Origin of the sequence: Acidaminobacter hydrogenoformans DSM 2784, from assembly GCF_900103005.1 — a bacterium.
GTDB classification, from domain to species: Bacteria; Bacillota; Clostridia; order Peptostreptococcales; family Acidaminobacteraceae; genus Acidaminobacter; species Acidaminobacter hydrogenoformans.
This window is the reverse complement of sequence record NZ_FMWL01000005.1, coordinates 164,016-189,188: the sequence shown is the minus strand read 5'-3', so window position 1 is coordinate 189,188 and position 25,173 is coordinate 164,016. Positions and strand designations below refer to the sequence as shown.

At 51.9% G+C, this 25,173-nt stretch carries 22 protein-coding genes and 1 other annotated feature; of the genes, 8 read left to right on the top strand and 14 right to left on the bottom strand.

Features of this window, described 5'->3' with window-relative positions:
- Positions 1–288: 288 nt before the first annotated feature.
- From BLP63_RS07165 to BLP63_RS16830, 5 genes are all read right to left on the bottom strand, one after another.
- Positions 289–1,293: an ABC transporter ATP-binding protein gene (locus tag BLP63_RS07165; protein ID WP_092590294.1), complete on the bottom strand. Its 1,005-nt coding sequence runs from the start codon at positions 1,291–1,293 to the stop codon at positions 289–291.
- Positions 1,294–1,301: 8 nt separating this feature from the next.
- Positions 1,302–2,321, bottom strand: coding sequence for an ABC transporter ATP-binding protein (locus tag BLP63_RS07160; protein WP_092590222.1), 1,020 nt, complete (start codon positions 2,319–2,321; stop codon positions 1,302–1,304).
- Between the two features lie 17 nt (positions 2,322–2,338).
- Positions 2,339–3,538, bottom strand: a complete 1,200-nt coding sequence (locus BLP63_RS07155) for an ABC transporter permease (RefSeq protein ID WP_242870830.1) — start codon at positions 3,536–3,538, stop codon at positions 2,339–2,341.
- Positions 3,539–3,549: 11 nt separating this feature from the next.
- Complete coding sequence (locus BLP63_RS07150) at positions 3,550–4,470, bottom strand: ABC transporter permease (protein ID WP_092590221.1); 921 nt, start codon at positions 4,468–4,470, stop codon at positions 3,550–3,552.
- A 220-nt stretch (positions 4,471–4,690) separates the two neighbouring features.
- Positions 4,691–4,858 (bottom strand): hypothetical protein, encoded by a 168-nt coding sequence (locus BLP63_RS16830; protein WP_170829342.1) that lies wholly within the window; start codon positions 4,856–4,858, stop codon positions 4,691–4,693.
- Positions 4,859–5,002: 144 nt separating this feature from the next.
- On the opposite strand from BLP63_RS16830, the gene BLP63_RS07145 reads away from it, so the two are divergent.
- The 4 genes from BLP63_RS07145 (at position 5,003) to BLP63_RS07130 (ending at position 9,652) form a co-directional block, all read left to right on the top strand.
- Positions 5,003–6,928 carry a sigma-54-dependent Fis family transcriptional regulator gene (locus BLP63_RS07145; RefSeq protein WP_242870829.1) on the top strand — a complete coding sequence of 642 codons (1,926 nt, stop codon included), beginning with the start codon at positions 5,003–5,005 and terminating at the stop codon, positions 6,926–6,928.
- A gap of 272 nt (positions 6,929–7,200) precedes the next feature.
- Positions 7,201–8,940 (top strand): aldehyde ferredoxin oxidoreductase family protein, encoded by a 1,740-nt coding sequence (locus BLP63_RS07140; RefSeq protein WP_092590219.1) that lies wholly within the window; start codon positions 7,201–7,203, stop codon positions 8,938–8,940.
- A gap of 73 nt (positions 8,941–9,013) precedes the next feature.
- The gene (locus BLP63_RS07135; protein WP_092590218.1) at positions 9,014–9,349 is read left to right on the top strand and encodes a MoaD/ThiS family protein; all 336 of its coding nucleotides are present in this window, start codon (positions 9,014–9,016) and stop codon (positions 9,347–9,349) included.
- Between the two features lie 78 nt (positions 9,350–9,427).
- Complete coding sequence (locus tag BLP63_RS07130) at positions 9,428–9,652, top strand: MoaD/ThiS family protein (protein ID WP_092590217.1); 225 nt, start codon at positions 9,428–9,430, stop codon at positions 9,650–9,652.
- Between the two features lie 107 nt (positions 9,653–9,759).
- Here the strand turns inward: BLP63_RS07130 and gatB are convergent, their stop codons facing one another.
- The 7 genes from gatB to BLP63_RS07095 form a co-directional block, all read right to left on the bottom strand.
- Positions 9,760–11,199: an Asp-tRNA(Asn)/Glu-tRNA(Gln) amidotransferase subunit GatB gene (gene gatB, locus BLP63_RS07125; protein ID WP_092590216.1), complete on the bottom strand. Its 1,440-nt coding sequence runs from the start codon at positions 11,197–11,199 to the stop codon at positions 9,760–9,762.
- 11 nt (positions 11,200–11,210) lie between these two features.
- On the bottom strand, positions 11,211–12,680 hold the full coding sequence (gatA, locus tag BLP63_RS07120) for an Asp-tRNA(Asn)/Glu-tRNA(Gln) amidotransferase subunit GatA (RefSeq protein ID WP_092590215.1): 1,470 nt from the start codon (positions 12,678–12,680) through the stop codon (positions 11,211–11,213).
- 16 nt (positions 12,681–12,696) lie between these two features.
- Positions 12,697–12,984 carry an Asp-tRNA(Asn)/Glu-tRNA(Gln) amidotransferase subunit GatC gene (gatC, locus tag BLP63_RS07115; RefSeq protein WP_092590214.1) on the bottom strand — a complete coding sequence of 96 codons (288 nt, stop codon included), beginning with the start codon at positions 12,982–12,984 and terminating at the stop codon, positions 12,697–12,699.
- Positions 12,985–13,094: 110 nt separating this feature from the next.
- Positions 13,095–15,101, bottom strand: coding sequence for an NAD-dependent DNA ligase LigA (ligA, locus tag BLP63_RS07110; RefSeq protein ID WP_242870828.1), 2,007 nt, complete (start codon positions 15,099–15,101; stop codon positions 13,095–13,097).
- A gap of 23 nt (positions 15,102–15,124) precedes the next feature.
- On the bottom strand, positions 15,125–17,449 hold the full coding sequence (pcrA, locus tag BLP63_RS07105; RefSeq protein WP_092590212.1) for a DNA helicase PcrA: 2,325 nt from the start codon (positions 17,447–17,449) through the stop codon (positions 15,125–15,127).
- Positions 17,450–17,679: 230 nt separating this feature from the next.
- Positions 17,680–18,708 carry an aspartate--ammonia ligase gene (gene asnA, locus BLP63_RS07100; protein WP_092590292.1) on the bottom strand — a complete coding sequence of 343 codons (1,029 nt, stop codon included), beginning with the start codon at positions 18,706–18,708 and terminating at the stop codon, positions 17,680–17,682.
- Between the two features lie 95 nt (positions 18,709–18,803).
- Positions 18,804–19,091: a binding site (T-box leader), on the bottom strand.
- A 75-nt stretch (positions 19,092–19,166) separates the two neighbouring features.
- Positions 19,167–19,553 carry a RidA family protein gene (locus tag BLP63_RS07095; RefSeq protein WP_092590211.1) on the bottom strand — a complete coding sequence of 129 codons (387 nt, stop codon included), beginning with the start codon at positions 19,551–19,553 and terminating at the stop codon, positions 19,167–19,169.
- A 166-nt stretch (positions 19,554–19,719) separates the two neighbouring features.
- On the opposite strand from BLP63_RS07095, the gene BLP63_RS07090 reads away from it, so the two are divergent.
- The 4 genes from BLP63_RS07090 to BLP63_RS07075 all read left to right on the top strand — a co-directional run bounded on the left by BLP63_RS07090 (position 19,720) and on the right by BLP63_RS07075 (position 22,873).
- Positions 19,720–21,405, top strand: a complete 1,686-nt coding sequence (locus BLP63_RS07090; RefSeq protein WP_170829341.1) for an Ig-like domain-containing protein — start codon at positions 19,720–19,722, stop codon at positions 21,403–21,405.
- Between the two features lie 179 nt (positions 21,406–21,584).
- Positions 21,585–21,857 (top strand): hypothetical protein, encoded by a 273-nt coding sequence (locus BLP63_RS07085; RefSeq protein ID WP_092590209.1) that lies wholly within the window; start codon positions 21,585–21,587, stop codon positions 21,855–21,857.
- Between the two features lie 19 nt (positions 21,858–21,876).
- The gene (locus BLP63_RS07080; RefSeq protein ID WP_092590208.1) at positions 21,877–22,191 is read left to right on the top strand and encodes a hypothetical protein; all 315 of its coding nucleotides are present in this window, start codon (positions 21,877–21,879) and stop codon (positions 22,189–22,191) included.
- Between the two features lie 157 nt (positions 22,192–22,348).
- Positions 22,349–22,873, top strand: coding sequence for a GNAT family N-acetyltransferase (locus tag BLP63_RS07075; protein WP_170829340.1), 525 nt, complete (start codon positions 22,349–22,351; stop codon positions 22,871–22,873).
- Positions 22,874–22,947: 74 nt separating this feature from the next.
- On the opposite strand, the gene BLP63_RS07070 is transcribed toward BLP63_RS07075, so the two are convergent.
- Entirely contained in the window at positions 22,948–23,133 is a 186-nt protein-coding gene (locus BLP63_RS07070) for a hypothetical protein (RefSeq protein ID WP_092590206.1), read from the bottom strand.
- A gap of 57 nt (positions 23,134–23,190) precedes the next feature.
- Positions 23,191–25,170, bottom strand: a complete 1,980-nt coding sequence (gene feoB, locus BLP63_RS07065; protein ID WP_092590205.1) for a ferrous iron transport protein B — start codon at positions 25,168–25,170, stop codon at positions 23,191–23,193.
- Between the last annotated feature and the right edge of the window lie 3 nt (positions 25,171–25,173).

Below are 25,173 nucleotides of genomic sequence, written 5' to 3'. Positions count from 1 at the left end.
GTGTGATGCTTTATTTATCAGCGCCCTCTGCGGGGATCCCACCCCCGCTTATGCGCAAATAAATCCGGATTGCTGCTAATAATACAGAATTTTCGCATTCGACTGAATTTTTAAGGATAATTTAATATTAATGTAAAACTAACCTGTGTTCAAGGCATGTAACCAAAACATTATTTAAAATTTTGTAACATTTGGAATTGCTCCAAGTTTTGGAACAACTGATTTTGATACGTTTTTGTAACATTTGAACCAATTAAATAATTATCCAACTGTTGCATAATTATTTAATTACGCTTTGTCCCCGTCCATCAGATGGCATGCCACCATGTGCCCGCCGCCCATGTCCTGGAATACCGGTTCTTCAATTTTACATCTTTCAAAGGCGTACTGGCAGCGTGTTCTGAACCGGCAACCGGATGGCGGATTGATTGGACTTGGAACATCACCTTCCAGCACAATTCTTTGCTTTGCATGGGTCACCTCCGGGTCCGGAATTGGGATCGCGGACAATAACGCTTGCGTGTACGGATGCATTGGCTTTTCGTAAAGTTCTTTACTGGAAGCCAGCTCCACAAGCTTACCAAGGTACATGACGCCTATTCTGTCCGAGATATGTTTAACCATGGACAAATCGTGGGCAATAAACAGGTAGGTCAAACCAAATTCTTCCTGAAGATCTTCCAGCATATTGACGACCTGTGCCTGAATGGAGACATCAAGGGCGGAGATTGGCTCATCACAAATGATGAAATCCGGCTTGACCGCCAAAGACCGGGCAATGCCTATGCGTTGGCGCTGACCGCCGCTGAATTCATGTGGATACCGGCTGGCGTGATCCTTGCTGAGACCAACCCGCTCCAGAAGGTCATAGATCATTTTCTGACGTTCTTCACCCGTCGCTAAATCGTGAATATCAATAGGTTCACCTATAATGTCACCCACCGTCATCCTTGAATTCAGCGATGCATAGGGATCCTGGAAGATCATCTGCATTCTCTTTCTGAAAGGCTTCAGTTCATTTTCAGTCATGCTGCTGATGTCAGCACCGTCGAAAATTATTTCCCCTGCCGTAGGGTCATACAAGCGGATTATTGTCCTGCCCGCCGTGGATTTCCCGCAGCCGGATTCGCCAACCAGTCCCAAAGTTTCACCTTTGTAAATGTAAAAACTGATGTCATCTACGGCCTGGACATTGGTTTTCTTAGTTCCAAATAAGCCTTTGTGGATTGGGAAATACTTTTTCATATTGCGCACTTCCAGAAGAATCTCCCGGTTTTCTGCTGCGTTTGTCATTTTATCCATTATTCCGTCACCCTCCTGACACCCGTGTCGAGCTCTACTGTAGGGGCATCCTGGTGATGAAGCCAGCATGCGGCTTTGTGCCCCGGTTTTCGCTCATAATAACCCGGCTGATGGTCAAGGCAGATCTTCATGGCATAAGGGCAGCGCGCTGCAAACGGGCAGCCTTTTGGCGGCTTAATGAGATCCGGCGGAGAACCGGGAATTGGCACCAGACGCTGTTTATGACCCAGATCCAGTCTTGGAATGGATTTCAAAAGTCCCATAGTATAAGGATGGAGCGGTTCATAGAAAATATCTTCCGCTCTGCCCTCTTCCATGATCAATCCGCCGTACATGACGACAATACGGCTGCAGACATCTGCTACGACACCCAGGTCATGTGTGATCAGAATGATGGAGGTGTTGACTTTTGTTCTAAGATCTTTAAGAAGCTCAAGAATCTGAGCCTGAATGGTGACGTCAAGGGCTGTAGTAGGCTCATCTGCGATCAAGAGATCCGGCTCACAGGAAAGCGCTATCGCGATCATGGCACGTTGGCGCATGCCGCCGCTGAATTCATGTGGGTAGTTGTCCACGCGGGTTTCAGGCGATGGAATGCCGACGAGCTTCAGCATGTCAATGGCCCGCTCTCTGGCTTCTGTCTTGCTGACCTTTTGGTGACGGATGACCGCCTCCATGATTTGATTGCCTATAGTGTATACCGGATTCAAGGAGGTCATAGGATCCTGAAAAATCATAGCGATTTGATTGCCGCGAACGCTCATCATTTCAGCCTTGGATTTTTTGACCAGATCTTCACCTTTAAAGAAGACCTCACCTTCTTTTATTATGCCCGGATATTGAAGGAGCCTCATGACCGACATGGAGGTGACGCTTTTTCCGCTTCCGGATTCGCCAACGATTCCAAGGGCTTCCCCCTTTTCGAGGTGGAAGCTGACCCCTCTGACGGCCTGGACTTCACCAACATGGGTGTGAAAGGAAGTCTTCATATTTTTGACTTCGAGAATTCTTTCTGTCATCTGTTCGTAGCCCCTTTCTATTTGCGAAGTCTTGGATCGAGCGCATCCCGGAGTCCATCCCCAAGAAAGTTGAAGGATAGAACGGTCATGCTGATAAAGAAGGACGGCACGAACAATTGATAAGCATAGGTTCTGAGACCTCCCATGGCATCACTTGCCAGAGTTCCCCAGGACGCTTGAGGCGCGCTGACGCCAAGGCCTATAAAGCTGAGGAAGGATTCCGTAAAGATCGCGCTTGGTACCATCATGGCAAGAGAGACAATGATGGCGCCCATTGAGTTTGGAATCAAATGGCGGACCATGATTCTCCACGGGCTTGCGCCAAGGGTTCTCGCCGCAAGGATAAATTCGTTTTCTTTGATACTGAGCACTTGGCCCCGAACGAGCCGCGCCATGCGGACCCAATAAACAGATCCCAGCGCTATGATGATGGTCATGAGGCCAGCCCCCAGTACGACCATCAATAGTATGACATAGAGCATGAGCGGTATGGTGTCGACAATGTCAACGACCCTCATCATAAAGTTATCCACGCGTCCGCCCACATAACCGGATACACCGCCATAAATGACGCCTATGAAAAACTGAACTATGGTCGCTACTAAGGCAATCAGAAGTGAAATTCTGGCGCCGTACAGATTCCTGACAAAAATGTCTCTGCCAAGCGTGTCTGTCCCGAACAAGTAAGTTTTATTCCATACCGTTTTATCTGGTGTGGCATTTTCCTGACCATTGATAGTCAGTGTAAATTTTGGCGCGTTCGGCACATCTTTATTGATGGCGGCGAGTTTATAATCAATGACAATTTCGTTGCCATTCAGTTCAAACTCGCGGACTTTATTGACCATATCTTCCTTGGTGTGTTGAACCCGGCCAATGAGCTCCCCGTTTTCCGTCACCTCATAAAGTCTGTATTCCTTGTGGACGTGAACAAAGGTGCCGTCATCCAGCTTGTGAAGTTCAAGCCTTGGCGGCATGTTCGACATGTTGAGGTCCTGATCCGAATAGGAATAGGGTGATAGAACCGGTCCTACAATTGCTGCAAACGCCAGCAAAATGATAACGCCTAACCCAAGCATAGACAGGTGATTCTTCTTGAGCCTTCTCCAGGCATCCTGCCAGTAGGTCAGACTTTTTCGAACAATTTTATCTTTTTCCCTGTCTTCCAGAATAATGGGCTCCCACATGTCTGGTGTTGTTTTAAATTGATCTATCATGGTCAGCCCCCCTAATCTCCTAGTTTGATTCTTGGATCGATAAATCCGTAAGCTATGTCGACCAGGAAAATCATAGTGATAGAGAAGGCCGCGTAAAAGATTGTGGTCCCCATCAGAACCGTATAATCCCGGCTGCTGACGCTTTCGACAAAATATTTGCCCATGCCTGGTATCGCGAAGATCTTTTCTACTATAAAGGATCCCGTCATCATGGCGGCGATCATAGGTCCAAGATAAGTGACGACAGGGATTAAAGCGTTTTTCAAAGCATGCTTGACTATGACGACAATTTCAGGCAGGCCTTTTGCCCTGGCTGTTCTTATGTAGTCCTGCTGCATGACTTCGAGAACGCTGGATCTCGTCAGACGCGCGACAAAGGCAAGGGAGAACCCGCTGAGGGCAATGACAGGACCTATATAATGCTTCCAACTGGTAAGGCCAAAGGAAGGCAGCCACCCAAGCCTCGAACTGAAGATATAAATAAAGAGTGCTCCGAGAACAAAACTCGGTACTGCAACGCCAAGTGTCGCGAGGACAGTAACGAGGTAATCCTCCCATTTATTGGTTTTTAACGCTGAAATGATCCCGGCAGGAATGCCAAGTGCCACTATGGCGAGTGTAGCGAAGAAACCAAGCTTGGCAGAATACGGGAATCCAGCGATAATCAAATCATTGACGGTGGTCCCAACGCGTTTAAAGGATGGACCCAATTGGAACGTGAAGACCCCTTTCATATAATCGAGATATTGTTTCCACAGTGGATCATCAAGGTGATATTTCTCATTCAATGCTTGAATGACCGCTTCAGGAAGCGCTTTTTCACTTTGGAACGGTCCACCTGGCACTGCGTGCATCAGAAAAAAGGTAATAGATGCGACAAAGACAAGGGTAATGATCATGGAGATTAATCTTCGGATGATATACTTGCCCAAACTCTCAACTCCTTTCAAATTTTTCATAAAAAAGTCCCTAACGCAAAGTTCAACAATTGCAATCCTCGGCAACGCGACTTGAAATCTGCCGAATACACTTACAATATTCTGCGGCACATGTGGCGAAGGTACAGCAATTATTAAATTTCTTTGCCGGAAGCGTTAATCTTATCTTAATCCACCAGCCCGCAACTATCAATGGCTTCAGAGAAATCTAAATTTAAGCTTTTGTAACATTTGGGTAATCTTTTGAACGTCTTAATTCCCTTAGCGTCAGCATTTTCAGCTGCTTATAATCTTTAGCATCCAGGCGACGCAATTGGCGCTCCGCATGAAGCGCTATTGTCCCAAACTTGCAATTTTCATCATTTTCGGACCACGTGTTCATAGTTTTCACTCCCACGTTGTATAGGCACCTTTGACATGCTATACTCTGACTATGGATGTTCAATTTTGTTACAATGATCAAATTCTGCGCAGTTTTTAGCGAACTTCCGAGTTTATGCCACTTATTAAGAGGAGGTCATCCCTTTTGAAAACAACCTCTCCCACCAAAGATTTTATCATAAGATCGCATCAGCGCTGTGATGCGATGGAGATAGGACGCGACAGACTTTACAGCAAGCGCATTTTGGAAGGTACGGCGCTGTTTGACAGGCTCGCGGACCATCAGACGCTGATTGGCACCGCTGAACCGTTTATGAACCAGCTTTATGATTTTGTTAAGGGTACTGACTTTTTCGCGTTGCTGACGGATCAGGACGGATGCATTCTTTCCATTTTTGGGGATGAGTCCATCCTTTCTGAAGCCTTCTCGTATAAAATGATGCCCGGCGCTTTTATGGACGAAGCCAGCATTGGCACCAACGCCATGGGCACCGCTCTCGCGGAGCAGATGCCCGTTCAGGTGTCTGGCAACGAACATTATATTGAAGCGTATCACAGGTGGACCTGTTCTGCGTCGCCTATACGGGATACCATCGGCAACATCATTGGTGTACTGGATTTGACTGGTTATTCAGAACAAGTGCATCCACACACCCTTGGCATGGTCGTCGCCGCAGCAAAAGCCATTGAAAGGATGCTCCAGGTACAGGTGTACAACGAGGAGCTCAAAATGGCCAAGCTCTACAACGATACTATTATTGACAGCATTTCTGCCGGCATCTTGACCGCAGATCAGGACGGGACGGTCAAAACGGTGAATCACTTTGTCCCGGAGCTGTTTGGATATTCAACCAAAGAAATCAAGAGCATGAAGGTTTGGCAGCTTTTTGAGGGGTGGGAACAGGTGTTGGCCGCGTCCTCTGCCCACCGTGGAATCTCAGACGAAGAAGTTGTCGTCAATTCCAGAAGGAACAAATTGAAGCTTAACCTCAGCACCTACCCCATTATTGACCATAATCAAAGGCACATAGAAACAATCCTCGTCTTCAAAGACGTTAAGAAAGTCAGAAAGCTTGCCAACCGCATTATGGGCCGTAAAGCAGTTTATACTTTTGACAAAATCATTGGAGAAAACGTCAATTTTATTAAAGCTGTGGACTTCGCAAAAAAAGTAGCGGACAGCCGCTCCGGAATCCTCCTCTTTGGCGAAAGCGGAACCGGTAAGGAGCTGTTCGCCCAATCCATCCACAATCATTCTGACCGTCGCGAGGAAGCCTTCGTTGCGTTGAACTGCGGTGCTATTCCAAAATCCTTGATTGAAGCAGAGCTTTTTGGCTATGAAGAAGGGTCTTTTACCGGTGCCAAGACTTCTGGCAATCCTGGCAAATTTGAGATCGCGGACGGCGGTACGCTATTCCTTGACGAAATAGGCGAAATGCCTTTAGATATGCAAACGCGACTGCTGAGAATCCTCGAGGAGGGCACCGTCAGCCGCGTGGGCAGCACAAGGGAGTTTGTTGTCGACGTCAGAGTCATAGCCGCCTCCAACAAAAATCTTCAGGAAGAGGTCGAAAAGGGCAATTTCAGAAAAGACCTGTTTTACCGTCTGAACGTCCTCCCCATTTATCTGCCCGCCCTGCGCGAAAGAAAAGATGACATCCCTCTTTTGATTGAATTTTTCACAGAAAGGCTCTCAAAGCGCTTAAACAAAAGGCCACTCCAGCTGTCCGAAGAACAACTCCGGCAGCTTCAAGCCTATGACTGGCCCGGTAATATCCGGGAGCTCGAAAATTACATTGAGCTTATGATCAATACAGAATCCGTCCCAGAGCTGACTTTGCGCCTAACCGCGGATGCTGCCACAAACAAGCGATTGCCCATTTTATCTGATCTTTCGCTGCAGGAAACAGATGTGCCTTTGAGCGAGATTCAGAGGCGCCACATTATCCGGACACTCGGAAAATATAATGGCAATATCTCTATGAGTGCCAAGGCTTTGGGCATCGCTAGAAATACACTTTACAGAAATATTGAAACCTTCAGCATCGACTGCTCTATTTTTGAACAATGATCCATTTTTGAACAGCACTCATCAGCGGATAATGTTCATATATTGAGCACTTCGAATTTCAAAGCTGCCCTAATGACTAAAGGCGCTGTAGAAAAACCGTGAAATCGGTTTTTTTACAGCTTTTTTTTGCGTTAGCAATGCTGGGAAATGGGGGTGACAGGCGCCAGTCCCTGGTATCTTTTCACGGCCCCCTCCTTTTTTCAAACAGCACTTTTCTTTTTGGCACAAGAGTTGCAATATATAACGTCACCAAACCAAATAGGAGGCGTTATATGAACCAGTTTATTCGCGTAAATCTGACGAACATGGCAATCGAGATCCAGCCCGTCCCTGAAAAGTATCAAGGTCTCGGCGGACGTGCCCTCACCTCCAGCTTCATCAACGACGAAGTGAAGCCTACGTGCCATCCTCTTGGAAAGAACAACAAGCTGATCTTTGCGCCTGGTCTATTGAGCGGTACCTCGGCGCCCAATTCAGGCCGGCTATCTGTAGGCGCTAAGAGCCCTTTGACTGGCACCATAAAAGAGTGCAATACTGGCGGCGTCTTTTCTCAGAAGATGGCCAAAATGGGGATTAAGGCTTTGGTGGTGGAAGGGGTACCATCGGACGATAAGTTTTACATAATCAAGCTGGATCAGAATGGAGTCACTATAGATGAAGCGCCTGAGGAAATTTTGGGCGGCTGCGGCAACTACAAAGCCATTGAGGTCTTAAGCGGGAAATATGGCAGCCACGTTGGCATAGCGCTGGCGGGACCTGCCGGAGAGCACCGTCTGCCTACCGCCAACATCTCTTTCAAGGACCCGGAAGGCAACATCCGCAGCGCTGGCCGCGGGGGCCTCGGGGCAGTCATGGGCTCCAAGAAGCTCAAAGGCATTGTCATTGACGATACAGGCGCCGGCGCAGTGCCTATTGCCGAGCCAGAAAAGTTTAGAGCAGCGGCCAAGGTCTTCGCGAACGCCCTTCTCTCGCACCCAGTTTCCGGCCAGGGCCTCGCGGCTTATGGAACGGATGTCTTGGTCAATATCCTCAACGAGGCCGGGGGACTTCCGTCCTACAACTTTACCCAAGGCCGCATTGAGCACAATGACAATATTTCAGGTGAAACCATGAACGCGACCATCACTGAGCGAGGCGGCGACGGCAAGGTTTCCCATGGCTGCCACCGCGGCTGCATTATCAAGTGCTCACAGTGGTATCCGGACAAACAGGGCAAATATATCACCAGCGGATTTGAGTACGAAACTATTTGGGCCCTCGGCGCGGATGCCGGCATTAAGGACATGGATCAAATTGCCTACATGGACCGGGCTATGGATGATATTGGGATTGACAGTATTGAGGTCTCCGTCGCTGTCGCTACCGCTATGGAAGGGGGCCTATTGCCATGGGGTGACGGCGAGGCCGTTCTTGATGCGATCCAGCAGATCGCAGTACCGACACCGCTCGGAAGGATTCTCGGCGGCGGCTGCGCTGTGGTAGGCAAAGTTTGTGGTCTGTACAGAACCCCGGTCGTCAAGGACCAAGCCATCCCGGCTTACGATCCGCGTTCTGTCAAAGGTATAGGCTTGACTTACGCGACCACACCAATGGGCGCGGACCACACCGCGGGCTATTGCGTTTCCGGAAACATTTTGAAGGTCGGCGGCGACCTTGACCCACTTAAGAAAGACGGCCAGATCGAATATGCCCGCTCCATGCAAATTGGAACTGCTGCCGTTGACAGTACCGGCATGTGCCTGTTCGTCTATTTTGGCATAGCAGACAGCCCTGAAGGCTATCAGGCTCTGATTGATATGATCAATGCCCAATATGGCTTGTCCCTGACCTCTGGGGATGTAGACAAGCTCGGGGAAACCGTTTTGAAGGTTGAGCGGGATTTCAACAAAAGGGCCGGCTTCACAAACGCCCACGACCGTTTGCCGGAGTTCTTCGAGTACGAAGCGCTGCCGCCGCACAACACGGTATGGGATTTTACACCGGAAGAGATCGACGAGGTCTATAATTTTTAGAAGGGCTCTCTCATATACTGCGTGCCCACTTTCATCCGCCCGGACAAACTACTACTCAGGAGCGTGAAGCGGCATGTCTAAAGAACTTCATAAGCAATTGACGGAAATCAGAGGTTTCCTTCACCTGGATGCTTTTCTTCGGAAAAAACACGGCTCGATCCCTGTCATGTATGAGATGGCAGAACCCATGACCGGGTTCGAACTTGCAGAAAAACTCGACATTAAGCTCCATGAGATTGAAGTCATCTTTATCAACGGCTTCGTGCACGCGCTGGACACCCTCATTCACCCGGGTGACCGCGTCGCATTTTTGCCGCCAGGCTGCCCTGGTCCTTACCGAGTCGCACTTGGTTTTTACGGCAAAAACCAGGATAATGCCGCCAATTTCAAAATTAAAAAAGAAGACTAAGACTTGCCTTTTCAAGTGAAGTTGGCCTTATCAACTGAAGTTCGCCTCATTAACCAATCAAGGAGGGGATTGCCACCTGTGAAAATCAAAGTTAAACTGTTTGCCACGCTGAGGGAAAATCGTGAAAAGGAAATGCTGTTGCACCTCAATGAAAGCGCAACCCCTTCAGACATTCTGAGCCTGCTGAACATCCTGCACGAAGAAGCGGCCATTATCATGGTCAATGGCAGACACGCAAAGCCAGATGCGCTTCTTGTTGAGAACGATACCGTTGCTTTATTTCCACCGGTTGGCGGCGGTTGACGCTCTTAGACTTACAAACAAAAATCGAAAACGGGAATTGAGGCCAGTTAAAGGCCCAATTCCCGTTTTTCTTTTGAATCCTATTATTTCCTGTCTTCACTTTTTCACTACAAATTCTTAAGTGCCTCCGCCAGCAGCTCATTGACCACCTGCGGGTTGGCTTTGCCTTTTGAAGCTTTCATGACCTGCCCTACGAGGAAGCCAAAGGCTCTGTCCTTGCCGTTCTTATAATCCTCAATAGACTGAGGGTTGGCGGCCAGGACCGATTCCACGGTTTCTTTGATCAGCCCGGTGTCAGACAGCTGCACAAGACCCTCTGCCTCAACGATGGCTTTAGGGTCCCCACCTTCTTCAAACAAACGGCGGAAGACTTTCTTGGCAGCGTTTTGGTTCAAAGTGCCATCCTTGACCATAGCGATCAGATCTGCAAACTGCTCTGCCGTAAAGCGCAGGGCGTCGAGCTCCAGACCCTCGTCCTTGAGGCGGCGCATCAGCTCCGTCATGATCCAGTTGCTTGCAAGCTTGCCATCTCCAACACGGCTAACAAGGGACTCAAAATAATCCGCCATCTGACGTGTCGCTGTGAGAACGCCAGCATCATACTCTGGAATCCCATATTCAGAAGCAAAGCGGGCTTTTCTCGCCTCAGGCAGCTCCGGAAGCTCCAGTTCAAGCCGCTCGATCCAGTCCGCGTCAATCTCGAAGTCGACAATATCTGGCTCCGGGAAGTAACGGTAATCCTGAACGAATTCCTTGGATCGCATATGGAAGGTTTCGTTTTTGGCGTCGTCCCAGCGGCGCGTCTCCTTGAGGGAGTTTTCACCCTTCTCGAGAAGCTCAATATGACGGCGGGTTTCGAATTCAATCGCCTTCATGGCCGCCTTGAAGGAGTTGAGGTTTTTGACTTCCGTAATGTTGCTCTTTACCGTGCCATCTTCACTGACCACGTTGACATTGACGTCACAGCGCAGGGAACCCTGCTCCATCTTGCAGTCGCTGACCTCAATGTATTCCAGTGTTGCCTTGAGGCGTTCCAGAAACGCGCCGGCCTCTTCCGCATTTGAAATATCCGGATGCGTCACGATCTCGATCAGCGGCACCCCGCAGCGGTTATAGTCCAGGAGAGATGAACCGTCTTCCGCGTGGAGGGATTTGCCGGTATCCTCTTCTATATGAATTCTCTGTATGCCAATACGCTTTTTACCGGAAGCGGTTTCAATATCCACATGGCCATTCTCGCAAAGGGGCATGTCGTACTGTGAAATCTGGAAAGCTTTCACCAGGTCCGGATAGAAATAGTTCTTGCGGTCCATCTTGCTCTTGCGGGCGATCTTGGCGTTGAAGGCCAGACCCGTTTGGATGGCGAACTCGATGGCGCGTTTGTTGACAATCGGCAAAGTACCTGGGAGTCCCAGGCAAATTGGGCAGCAGTGGGTATTGACGTCACCGCCATAGGTGGTCGTACAGCCGCAGAACATTTTGGAAGCGGTGGCGAGCTCCGCGTGGATCTCGAGGCCCACCAGGGTTTTATAAGTCTTCTCTGTCATGAGCGCACCTCCTAAAGCGATGGACGCTGCTGTGCGTAGCCCGTGTGCTGTTCAAAGGCATAGGCCGCGCGCAGGATCGTCTTTTCGTCAAAATGTCTTCCAATCAGCTGCATGCCAATTGGCAGGCCGTCGCTGAAGCCGCATGGCAGGGACATGGCGGGAACACCGGCAATATTAATAGGCACCGTACAGATGTCGGACATGTACATTTCCAGCGGATTGTCAGTCTTTTCGCCAATTTTGAAGGCGACGGTTGGAGAAGTCGGCGTCAGCAGGACATCCACAGATGCAAAGGCACGGTCAAAGTCCTCTTTCAGCAGCGTTCTCACCTTCATGGCTTTGTTGTAATAAGCGTCGTAATAGCCAGAGCTGAGGGCATAAGTGCCCAGCATGATCCGTCGCTTGACTTCTTCGCCGAAGCCTTGAGTGCGGGTCTTGGTAAACAGATCATTGAAGTCCTCGAACTCCTCCGCCCTAAAGCCATAGCGGACGCCGTCAAAGCGCGCCAGGTTCGAGCTGCACTCCGAGGAGGCAATGATGTAATAGATAGGTAGCGCGTAGCCCGCGTTTGGAACGCTGACTTCTTCCACCGTTGCCCCAAGGGTTTCATAAACTTTGGCCGCCGCGTACACCGCGTCCTTGACTTCCTGGGAAATGCCTTCCCCAAAGAACTCTTTTGGCAGGCCAATACGGAGGCCTTTGACATCATCGATCAGCGCTGCCTTGTAATCCGGCGTCGCCTCCTCGACGGCAGTGCCGTCCTTGACATCATAGCCCGCAATGGCATTCATCATGATAGCGCAGTCCTTGACATCCTTCGTGAAGGGACCAATCTGGTCCAGGGAGCTGGCAAACGCCACCAAGCCATAGCGCGAGACGCGGCCATAGGTAGGCTTGAGCCCCACGAGTCCGCAGAGGGATGCCGGCTGGCGGATGGAACCACCTGTATCAGACCCCAGGGAGGCAAATGCCGCGCCGGCCGAGACAGAGGCCGCAGAGCCGCCGGAAGAGCCCCCTGGAACATAGTCCGTATTCCAAGGATTTCGTGTTACTTTAAACGCGGAGTTCTCTGTGGAGGAGCCCATGGCGAACTCGTCCAGGTTTGTTTTGCCCACAATGACCGCGCCTGCTGCTCTGAGCTTGGTCACCACTGTGGCGTCATATGGCGGTTTGAAGTTCTCGAGCATTTTCGACGCACAGGTCGTCGGAATGCCCGTGGTGCACATATTGTCCTTGATGGCAATGGGCACACCGTGAAGGTCCCCAAGGTCCTCCCCCCGGGCAAAAGCCGCGTCCGCCGCCCTCGCACTTTCAAGGGCCTCCTCTTTTAAAAGTGTGATGTAAGCGCTGATTTTCGGTTCTACCGCTTCAATGCGCTCGAAAATGGCCTCCGTCAGCGCAGCCGAGGTGACTTTGCCCTCACGGAGCGCCTGACGGGCTTCGTGCAGCGTCCATTCATACATCTTTGTATTCTTATCCATCTTTGATCCCGCCCCCCTATTCCACGACTCGCGGCACTCTGAAGCAGCCGCCGCGCCGGTCTGGCGCGTTGGTGAGCGCAGCGTCCCGCTCGAGGGAAGGCTGAATTTCGTCTTCCCTGAACCGGTTGCGAAGCGGCAGCACGTGGTAGGTTGGCTCCACGTCCTCGACGTCCACAGCACTGAGCATTTCCACATACCCGACAATGGCGTCGAGCTTTTCCGTAAAGGCGAGAACTTCATTTTCCTCGAACTCGAGGCGCGCGAGCTTTGCAACGTGCTCGACGTCTTTGATGGTGATCGCCATAGTATGACCTCCGTTTTGAGAATTTTTTGTTTTATTTTGAGCATTATTTTGAGCGGCAGCGGATGGAATCCGGAGACCACTGGCCGCCGCTTTTATTTTTTATAATTAGCTTAAGACGAGGTTTGCGCCGCCTCCAGCATTTCCACGAACGCCGCCTCGTCCAGGGTCTTGACCCCCAGTGACAAGGCCTTGTCGAGCTTTGAGCCAGCCTCAGTGCCATACACCACAAAGTCCGTCTTTTTGCTGACACTGCCGGCAACCTTTCCGCCCAAGGCCTCAATGCGCGCCTTCGCCTCGTCCCGGGTGAAGCCCGCAAGGGTTCCCGTGAGTACGAACGTCTTGCCCGCATAAGGCTGAGGCCCGGCGTCGCCGGTATGTTCCCCTTTGAAATTCAGACCGGCCGCTTTTAGTTTGCCTATAGTCTCCTGATTCCCCAAATCGCCAAAATAGCTGACAAGGCTTTCCGCCATCTTGGTGCCTATTTCCGGCAGCCTCACAAGCTCTTCCTGGGTCGCACCCATAAGCATCTCGAGGCTGTCGAAGCTGCGGGCGAGCTGCTTGGCCGCCTGAGCACCAATCAATGGAATACCAAGACCCGTGATCAGGCGCCACAGCGGATTTTCTTTGGAGGCTTCAAGGGCTTTCAGAAGGTTGTCCGCGGACTTCTCCCCCATGCGCTCCAGGCTGATCAGCGTCTCTCGTTGATTCTTCAAAGCATACAGGTCAGCGATGCTTCGGATGAGGCCCTTTGAAATCAAAAGGCTGATGATAGACTCTCCCAGGCCGTCAATGTTCATGGCCGGCCTCGAGACAAAGTGCTCAATGCCCCTTCGGTACCGGGCTGGACAGCTTGGATTGAGACAGCGCAGCGCCGCCTCACCCTCGAGTCGCTTCGTGGTGCTGCCGCATTCCGGACAGGTTTTTGGCAGCTCGAAGGGCTGTTCCCCACCGTTTCGGTGATCTTTCAGAACCCGGACAACAGCTGGGATAACATCCCCCGCCTTCTGGACGACAATTCTGTCCCCTATGCGAATGTCCTTTTCATTGATGTAATCCTGATTGTGGAGCGTCGCCCGGGCAATGACAGAGCCTGCCACCTCCACGGGGTCAAATTCCGCTCTTGGCGTGATGACACCGGTTCGGCCTACATGAACGGTTATATCTCTAAGGGTCGTCTCCACCTCTTCTGGCGCAAATTTATAGGCCACCGCCCAGCGAGGACTCTTGGCTCTGGTCCCCAGCTGGTCTCTATGGGCGAAGCTGTCGACTTTGACGACCATGCCGTCAATGTCGAAGGCCAGACTATGGCGCTCTATTTCCGCTTGTAACAGGGCGTTAAGGATTTCCTCCGGCTTTTCAAAGCGCCGGCCGTGACTGACCTTGAAGCCAAGGCTTGCCAGCTCCGTCAGGGCTTCGTCGTGGGTCTTGGCATTCAAAGTACCGCTGAGCAGGTCGAACACAAAGATATCCAAAGGACGCGCGGCAGCGATCCGGCTGTCCAGCTGCCGCAAGGAGCCCGCCGCGGCATTGCGGGGATTTGCAAACGGCTGAAGTCCATTTTGTTCCTGTTCCTCATTGAGCTGCCGGAAGCCTTCTTTTGGAAGAAAGACTTCGCCCCTCACCGTCAGCGTGCGGGGCTCTGACAATCTCAGCGGTATGGAGCGAATGGTTTTGAGGTTTTCAGTGATATCCTCCCCGGTTTCACCATCTCCCCGGGTCGCACCCTGGACAAAGCGTCCGTTTTCGTAGCGCAGGGCGACACTGAGGCCGTCAATTTTGTATTCGACCACAAAGGCGGCCGCGAGGCCCAGCTCCTTGTCCGTTCTTCGGATAAAGTCCTCGACTTCTCCAGCGTCATAAGCGTTGTCCAGACTTAGCAACCTCACAGCATGACTGACCTGGGAAAAGGCCGCAAGGGGCGCTCCGCCCACGCGCTGGGTTGGGGAGTCCGGATGCTTAAGCTCCGGATGCTCGTTTTCGATGGAAATCAGCTGCCGCATTAACTGGTCATAGTCATAATCCGTTATTTCAGGTCGATCGAGCACGTAGTACTGGTGGTTGTGGTACTCGATTTTCCGGATGAGTGCTTCATAGTCTTCTGTCCATTTTGAATCCACAAACATCCTCCCTAATTGGTTATTTAGTCAATCACTTCGACGGGCAGGTAGGATAAATCCAGCTTCTTGATGCCGGCCCCGTCAAAGGCGATGGTCGTGATATTTCGGTTTTCTGGTGTTCCAAGAGAAATAACCGTGCCAATGCCAAATTTCTTGTGGCGGATCTTGGACCCCGGTCTGATGCCTTCCTCTTGCGCTGCGTCAGCGTCTTCTGATGATCCGGCTTCTATCAGTGATGGATCCGTATGCGGCCTGAAGCTTTCCACCGAGTCAGTCCCGGTGCCTCCACCGAACCCTCCGCCGCTGTAACCGCCCGCTTCCGGTTTGCTGAGATAGCTGGAGCCAAAATCATAAACCGGCGCCGCCTTAGCGCTTTGACGCCTTGGCTTGGCAGCCCTTTGTGCGTTCATCTGTGCCCGGGTTTGCCCGTGACTCTCAACGAGCGCCTCAGGCACTTCTTCCAGGAACCTGGATGGCAGGTTCGCCTGAATGTTGCCAAACTGCATTCGCCTGAGGGCACTTGAGAGATAAAGGCGGTCCTCCGCCCGGGTCATACCCACATATGCCAATCTGCGTTCCTCTTCGAGGTCGTCCTCACTGGTGAGGGCCCTGGAAATTGGGAAGAGATTTTCCTCGAGACCCGCCAGGAAGACGACTGGAAATTCAAGCCCTTTTGCGCTGTGAAGCGTCATCATTGTGACGGCGTCCTGTTCATCCTTCATACCGTCTATATCCGAGACGAGGGAGATTTCAGCCAGGAAATCCTCCAGCGAGCCACCGCCGGAGCGCAGATCGAAGTCTGCCGCGACGGAGATGAGCTCGTAAAGGTTTTCCAGGCGCGTTTGGGATTCTATGGTATTTTCAGATTTTAAAGCGTCCTCATAACCGGAGCGCTGGATGATGGTTTCCGTAATCTTCGCGAGCGCTTCGCTGTCCTTCAAAGCTGCCATGTCATGGATCAGCCTGATGAATTCGGAGAGGGACTGTCCCGCCTTGCCGGTGATTGAGCTGCTTTTCAAGAGTCCTGCCGCCGCCTCCACAATAGAAACGCCGCTGCTGAGGGCTTCGTTATGAATAATTTCGAGGGTCTTTGGCCCAACGCCCCGTTTTGGTGCGCCTACCGCACGGTTGAAGCTGATGCCGTCGTGCGGATTCTGAATGATGCGCAGATAGGACATCATATCTTTGATTTCCATGCGCTCGTAGAAGCGGAAACCGCCCACCACAGTGTGCGGGATGCCCTGGCGCAGCATCATTTCCTCAATGGCACGGGACTGGGCATTGGTTCTGTAAAGGATGCAAAATTCTCCGTACTTTCTGCCTTCATCCCTTTTCAGTTTTTCAATTTCCTCAGCTATGAATCTGGCTTCATCCCGCTCGTCATAAGCCTGGTAATACCTCAGCCGCTCACCGTCTCCGCGGGTTGACCAGAGGTTCTTCTCCTTACGCTGGGTGTTGTTCTGGATCACCGCGTTGGCCGCGTTCAGGATGTGGGCAGTGGAACGGTAGTTTTGCTCCAGGATGACTGTCTTAGCCTCTGGGTAATCCTTTTCGAAGTCACGGATGTTGCGGATGTCCGCGCCCCGCCAGCCATATATGGATTGGTCCAGGTCCCCGACGACACAAACGTTGTGACGCTCGTTCGCCAAAAGCTTGATCAAGGTATACTGGGCCTTGTTGGTGTCCTGGTACTCATCCACAAGGATGTACTGAAACTTCCTTTTGTAATAGGCTCTGACATCCTCAAAGGTCGTCAGGAGTTCCACGGTCTTCAGGATCAGGTCGTCAAAGTCCATGGCGTTGTTGGTCTTCAGCCTCTTCTGGTAGAGCTCGTAGACCTTGGCGGCCTGAAGGCTGCCAAAGTCATTGCCGTAGAGACCGGTGTAATCCTCCGGTGAGACCATTTCGTTCTTGGCTTCGCTGATTTTCGCCCTGAAGTGCTTGGGCGGCGTCTTCTTCTCGTCAATGTTTAGGGCTTTGACCACTTGTCTGAGTAAAGTCAGCTGGTCGTCCGAGTCGTAGATGACGAAGTCCTTGGTATAGCCCAGCTTCTCTATGTCCCTGCGCAGCATTCTGACGGAAAGTGCGTGGAATGTACCGATCCACATACCGCCGGAAATGTTTCCAATCAGACTTTCTACCCTGTTTCGCATCTCTTTGGCTGCTTTGTTGGTGAAGGTAAAGGCCAGAATTTCGCTTGGAAAGACCGACTTTGATTCGATCAAGTAGGCGATCCTGTTAGTCAGGACGCGGGTCTTGCCTGATCCGGCGCCTGCCATGACCAGGAGCGGGCCTTCAGTCGATACGACGGCCTCGCGTTGGGTTTCATTCAATTTGTTTAAATCCATCATGTCCTCCCTGGATATGCTATATGCAAATTTGTTCGGTATGGCCAGTTCGGGGTAATGGCCTCATCAAGACATTATATCACAAAAGACTGCCCTTGCGCGGGTGGGATTGGGTGTCCATCGGCTGGATTTTGTCTTTTAAGGGTGTCAGGTGGGGACAGGGACACACCGGAAAAAAATAAGCGGCCCGGAATGGGCCGCCCTTCGGGGTCATGCAGGTTGTGGCATTCTTACAAAATGTAGATTTTATTTTCAAAGCACTCGTGGATCATGTCGTCCGGCCAAACGCTGGCTTGGACTTCGCCAATGTGAGCTTTCTGGAGGAAGTACATGCAGATGCGGGACTGGCCTATGCCGCCGCCCACGGTGAGCGGAAGCTCGCTTTTCAGGAGCATTTTGTGGAATGGCAGGGTCCTGCGCGCCTCGGCACCGGCAATGTGGAGCTGTGCTTCGAGGGCTTTTTCGTCGACGCGGATGCCCATGGAGGAGAGCTCAAGGGCGCAGTCGAGGATTGGGTAGTAGAACAGGATGTCGCCGTTGAGCTCCCAGTCGTCGTAGTCTGGGGCGCGGCCGTCGTGAGGCTGGCCAGATCTCAGGGCCTTGCCAATTTTCATGAGGAAGACGGCTTTTTTCTCCTTAGTGATGAGGTATTCGCGCATCTTGGGTGTTTGGCCCGGGTAGCGGTCCTCCAGCTCCTGCGAGGTGATGAAGAAGATCTCTTCCGGCAGGGACTTGCCGAGGACCGGATAGATGGCGCTGAGGTACTGTTCGGTTTCTGTGAAGACTTTGTAGATGGTCCGGACGATTTCTTTCAGTTTTTCCTCGGTGCGGTCGCTGCGATCTATGATCTTTTCCCAGTCCCACTGGTCCACGTAGATGGAGTGGAGGTTGTCGAGCTCTTCGTCCCGGCGGATGGCGTTCATGTCAGTGTAGAGGCCCTCGTACATCTTGAAGCCGTAGCGCTGGAGCATGAGGCGCTTCCATTTGGCCAGGGAGTGGATGACCTCGACGTCTGCTTCCATGTCCTTGACGTCAAAGCCAACGGGGCGCTCGATGCCGTTGAGGTTGTCATTGAGGCCGGATTCCGGGCGGACGAAGAGCGGCGCGGAGACGCGCATGAGGTTGAGGGATTCAGCAAGTCTTCTTTCAAAATAGTCTTTAATGCGCTTGATGGCGATCTCGGTTTCCAGCAGGCCAAGCTTTGGCGTGTAGTTCTTCGGGATCTGTAAGCGCTGAGATTTAGATGTGGTGTACGGCATGTTGAATTTCATGATTGGGGATGGTGTCATTTTGTATTCCTCCTCGTCAATTTGGTGGTCATGACGGCATTAAAAAAGACCCATCATCCCTGTATATCAGGGACGAAAGGTCTTGCTTCCGCGTTGCCACCCTGGTTACCGCCTGTTTGACGCGGTCACCTCGCTGCGATACGGCGCTGATCAGCGCGATACCGTGCCCGCTGTAACGGTCGGGGTCCGTTCGAATCTACTCGTCTGGGGCCTGGGTGTTGTCCCGGGGCCGGACAGCTTTCGGTCGAAAGCTCGGGGATGTTCTTCAGGTTACGCTTACCTGCCGGGCTCACACCATCCCCGGCTCGCTGAAGGGTCGTCAGAAACCTTACTCTTCCCGTCACTGCCATTTCATTTTGATCTTGAAAGTTATAATAATGTAAACTCGATCGCCCGTCAAGGGGTTTTATTAAAAAAAGTTCATAACTCTATTTCGACCGCCGCTTCGCGATCATCTCAATCTCTATAGAAGCGCCCAGGGGCAAGGAAGCCACCCCAATAGTCGTCCTCGCCGGAAATGGCGCGCTGAACTGCTTTTCGTAAACCTCATTCATAGCTTTGAAACTCCCCATATCCGTCAGGTACACATTGACTTTCACGACATCTTCCTGGCTAAGGCCAGCTGCCTCAAGGACGCTGAAAAGATTGACAAAGCACTGCTTCGTCTGTTCTGGGATTCCGCCTTCCTTAAGCAGTCCCGTCGCCGTATCAATAGGGGTCTGACCCGAGAAGAAAATCAGTTCCCCCGAATCCACCGCGTGTGAATATGGTCCAACAGCAACGGCACCTGGTGAAGCATACGCAATTCTTGTCATGGACAAGCCTCCTAAAATTTGGTCTGACTTAAGTATAGCACATTTCTCCTTCGTCTGGATTCGCGATAAATTTCGACAGGGTTCGCCATTTTCTTTCACATCTGGGTATAAATATACTGGAGATTTATTCAGCGCCACCGCTACAATAATCCAGGAGGTGTTTACCATGAAAGCCGCTTCTATCCTCAAAAGGAGCGCCGCACTTCTCCTTCTGACCTTACTGGTCCTGATGACCATAGCTACTCCATCCCTGGCGGCGAAGCCAGAGAAGCCACCCACCGAGAATGTTCCGCCGGTCATCATTCAGGGCGAAACCCTGCCTATAGAGACCGAAGTCGACCAGTCCATAACCTTTACCCTCAACGCGACGGATAAAGAACGTAAAGAAATGTTATGGGAAACGACAGGCGGGCCTTCACATGGCGTTGTCACTTTAACAGAATTGACCGATTCCCGCGGCAAAAGCAGCGCTGAAGTGACCTACACCCCTACCGTTGGCTATTCAGGCTCCGACGCCTTCACTGTCACAGTCTATGACAATTTAGGCGCCACAGACTCAATCGCTATAAGCGTGACCATTACCGGTGCCGTTGGCCCTAACGCCCCTCCAGAGCTGGGCACTATAGGCAACCAAACCACCGACGAGCTCGCCACCCTGACCTTCACTGCAACCGCTACGGATTCTGAAAACGATCCACTAACCTTCAGCCTCTCCTCAAGCGCCCCATCAGGCGCATCCATTGGCAGCACGAGCGGCCTCTTCACCTGGACACCAACGGAAGCTCAGGGCCCTGGCAGCTTTACCTTTGACGTGATCGTCTCAGACGGCACCGACACCGCCTCAGAAACCGTCACCGTCACCGTGACCGAAGTCAACACCGCGCCGGTACTGAATGACATCCCGGATCAAACCGCCTTTGTTGGCGTGTCCCTGTCCCTCACCGCAACAGCCTCAGACGCGGATCTGCCTGCCAACTCCCTTACTTATAGCCTCACCAGCGGCTCCGTCGGTTCCATCAACGCTGAAACTGGCGCCTTCTCCTGGACCCCAGCCGTCGCAGGCACCTACAACACTTCCATTGAGGTTTCCGATGGTTCCCTGACCAGCACCGACACCTTCACCATCATCGTCACTGAATCCAGCACCGGTCCAACGGAAATCCGCTACGTTTCCCTGGGGGACTCCATTGCGACGGGGACGACGACACCGTTAACCAGTCCAACCAACCCTTACGTCGATCAATTCGAAGGCTATCTGAACAGCATTTACGACATCCCGGTCTACAGAAGCGCCTTTGAAACTGACGGTGACCGAACCAACGAGCTCTTAAGCGACCTTAAAACAAATACCACCATCCGAAACGCAGTTGACGCCGCAGACGTCATTACCATCAGCATAGGCGGCAACAACCTGATGCAGTCCTGCAAAACCTGGCTTGGCTATGATTTCTTCAATCCAGATATTGAGGAAGCCAATCAAGGCTACGCAGATTTTGTCAGTCAGTATGATGACATCATGAGAGAGCTCCGTCTCTTAAATGAAGACGCGACTGTAATCGTCATGACACTTTACAACCCATATAACACCGCAGACACTTACATGCATAACTTGGTAGACGGTTACTATTTCAAATCTGACGGCTCAGGCATGAACGATTTGATTTTAGAATATGCTGACGATTTCAACTATCAGGTCGCAGATGCCTTTACAGCATTTGATGCCTACAGCAATGGACAAATGGGCGAAGTCACATTTATGTATCCTGCCTCATGGCTCAGGAATCCACACCCTACCCAATTTGGCCAAAATATGCTCTTTAACTTGCATCAGGTGGCATATGAAACACAATAACCTTTAAACATGAGTTTCATGAATTTTTTACTTTCTTGTCATCTGCCCCCCCAAAAGCCTCTCCCACTCCGGAAGAGGCTTTATCCACGCCAAAAACGGGTATAAATGGGAGTGAAAGAGAGTTAGGGAACAAAGCCAACCCTATCCCCGTCAAAACTACACGAAAGAAGGCGCACGCCATGAAATTCACTTGGATGCCAAAGGATGCCGCCGGTAAGAAGGCTGTGTATCTGAGTATTCTGTTTGTCGCGCTCATGGCCCTCAAAATGACAAACCTGCTTCGCCTCCCGCTCCCTTCTCCGTTGATCGCGGTTTTGGCTGTTGCAGGTCTGGTCTTTGGCCTGATCTCCATTTTCTTACATAAGGGACGGGCCGTCCTGCTCCTCATTCCGGTACTGGTCGGTCTGCTGGTCGTGGCCTGGACCACGGCGGAGCTGATGTTCCCTCACTGAATATCGAGGTGGTGATCTCATGATTCATTCCCATAAATTCAATGCCGGGTGGCGCCTGGCCCTTGGCGGCTGGGTTCTCAGCTCGGTTTTGGTACCTTTCCTGCCCGAGCTCACGTCTGGCGGGCAGGTTTTAGGTTATCCGCTGATGGAGTATGTGGCGACCATCGGTCTCTTCGCGGTTATTTTGCTGATCATATGGATTCCAGCAGGCAAACGCGCGTCACGGCTTTACAAAGTCTTTGGCCCGCGGCGGGCGGTCTTCGCGCTGCTGAAGGTGTTCGCCGTGCAGCTCCTGGTGTTCGCGGTGATCTTCAGGTTCTTCTGGAACAGCTGAGGCCTGACGCTCCACACTTAAGCTTTGAAACCAAAGGTGATGCCAGTGAAGCTCTCCGCCATCTCCCCATCTTGTTTTCATAAACCGCGTTACGCAGCGCCAACTTTGGGTAGAAATGTAACGCGATTAACCTTAAATGTCGGAGAGGAGGGCGACCATGCAAAGGATCCTGGAAACCGAAAGACTGTTGCTTAGGGAATTCATAGAGGAAGACGCCGAAGAGCTCTTCGTTCTCGAAAACGACCCTGAAGTCACGCGTCACGCCATCTCCACGTCTGGCCTCGAGCTCAGCTTCTCCGACTGCGAAAAGGCCGTCAAGCGCCAGCGTCAGTACTACAAAAAACACCCGGGTCTCGGCATCTGGGTGGTCGTCCTCAAAGAAAACGGGGAATTTGTAGGCTGGGCAGGACTCAAACACGTCGACCATTCCAAGGAAATCGAAATGAGCATGCGTTTTCAGAAGACCTATTGGAATCAGGGCTTTGCGGCAGAAGTCGGCGCGGCGCTGATTCGCTATGGCTTTGAGGTGCTGGATTTGAAACGCATTGTGGCGGCCTCCCGGCCGGAGCACGGCGCGTCCAAGCGCTTCCTCGAAAAGATTGGCATGCACCTGACAGATCCGCGGCTGTTCTATGAGGCGGATGTGCATTCGTATGTTATTGAGCGACCATCGGAGCAATAAAGGCACTGCTTCAAACGTTAAAAAGACCACCTTGATCGGTGGTCTTTTTGTTCGTTGTGGAATTATCTCTTACCTTATTTTTTCGGATCCACATTCTTAAAATTCACAATCGAGCTACTGCTGCAAGAAGCGCAGCCGTCCTTGTGAGAACAGCTGGCACATTTGCCATCCACCGCTTCGCGCTTAATCGCCCGCGCCAGCAGAAACACGCCCGGTATAATAATTAAAGCCGCAATGATAAAAGTTGCTATACCACCCAAGGCTCCTCCACTCCTTCCGTAAAAAAGTCCAGCCAGTCGAGCCCCGCTGCTGCACTGCTACCCAAAGATCAGCATGCCCACCTGATACACAATGAAGGCCATGACCCAGGCAACCACGAGCTGGTACAGCACCGAAAAGCCCGTCCACTTCCAGGAGTTCGTCTCCCGCTTGATGACCCCAATAACCCCCACACATGGCGTGTAGAGCAGTACAAAGACCATGAAGGCGTAAGCCGATACTTGCGTAAACGCCTGAGACAGCACCGGCCCAAACTCCGTGAGTCCAGCAGTATCTGACAACCCGTACAGGATCGCGGTATTGGCTACAACGATTTCCTTTGCTATTATGCCTGAAACCAAAGACAGCGCGTTTTGCCACGTGCCAAAGCCCAGCGGTCCAAAGAAAGGTGCTATGAAATGGCCTACTGAAGCGCCAAAACTCTCCGTGATGGGCACCTGCCCGCTGAAATTGAAGTTCAGGACAAACCAGAGGATAACGCTGGCGCCAAAGATGACCGTCCCCGCTTTGATCAGGTAGCCGCGAACCTTTTCCCAGACGTGGATGCCAAGGTCACTCGGCTTAGGGAAACGGTAGGGCGGCAGTTCCATGATGAAGGGGCTCTGCTCGCCTTTAAACAATGTCTTTCTGAAGATCATGGCAAAGGCCATGGCCATCAGGATCCCCAAAATATAGAGGGAGAACGTGACCGCCGTCTCGTTGCCCGGGAAAAAGACCGAGGCAAAGAGGACGTAGACCGGAAACCGCGCGCCGCAGGACATGAACGGGTTGATGAGGATGGCGATCAGCCGGTCATTTTCGTTTTCAATGGTCCGGGTCCCCATGATGGCGGGAACGTTACAGCCGAAGCCCAAGACCATCGGGATAAACGTCTTGCCGTTGAGGCCGACCTTGGTCATCCAGTGGTCCATGAGGTAAGCGGCCCGCGCCATGTAGCCCGTGTCCTCCAGGAGGGAGATCATTACGAAGACTATGGCAATGTTAGGCACGAAGGTGAGGACCCCGCCTACGCCGCCTATGACGCCGTCGACGACCATGGAAACCAGCCAAGGGGCCACCTGCAGGAATTCAAAGCCGGCCGTCACCCAGGAGGTAAGATAGACCGAGAAGAAGACGTCGATCATGTCCGCGAAGACGCCGCCTATGTTAAAGGTCAAATAAAACATGAGCCACATGATAAAGGCAAAAATGGGAAGCCCCAGCCATGGGTTGAGGAGCACCCTGTCAATCCTGTCTGTCAACGGGTCAAAAGCAATGTCGTGAACGCTTGAGGTGCCGCCAATAATACCGCCAATAACTTTGTACCTCAGATCCGCCATGAGGTCCGGGCTGTCGTGGCCACTGTCGAACTTAAGCGGCGCGACCAGCTTCTGAACCTCAATGTCGTGCTCGTACAGCTTCAGCCCAATCCAACGCGGGTCGTGCTGTGCCTTCAGCGCTTTGGGGAGCTTCAGCTCCACTTCACGCACGAAGGCCTCCACCTCCTCGCCGTAGTTGAACCGGCGGGGCTTGTAGGTTTCCTTGGCGTGGTGGGTGTTGACGACTGTCTCCAGGAGCTCGGAAAGTCCGCGTTTGCGGAGGGCCACAATAGGCACCACCGGTACCCCTAATGCTGCCGATAGTCCCTCGAGGTCCAACTGAATATTCTTCTTCTCGGCCTCATCCATCATATTGAGGGCCACGACCACCGGCCTGCCCAGCTCAATCAGCTGGAGGGTCAAATAAAGGTTGCGCTCCAGAGCAGTGGCGTCAATGATGTTGAGCACCACGTCCGGTCTTTCGTTCTGAATGTAATCCCTGGAGATCTTTTCTTCCAGGGTGTAGGGGGAAAGGCTGTAGATGCCGGGCAGATCCACAATATCCATGATGTGCTCGGCATGCTGCATGCGGCCTTCGCGCTTTTCCACCGTAACGCCGGCCCAGTTGCCCACATAATGGTTGCTCCCGGTCAGCGCATTAAACAAAGTCGTTTTACCGCTGTTGGGGTTTCCCGCAAGAGCGATCTTAAAAATATCCATGTA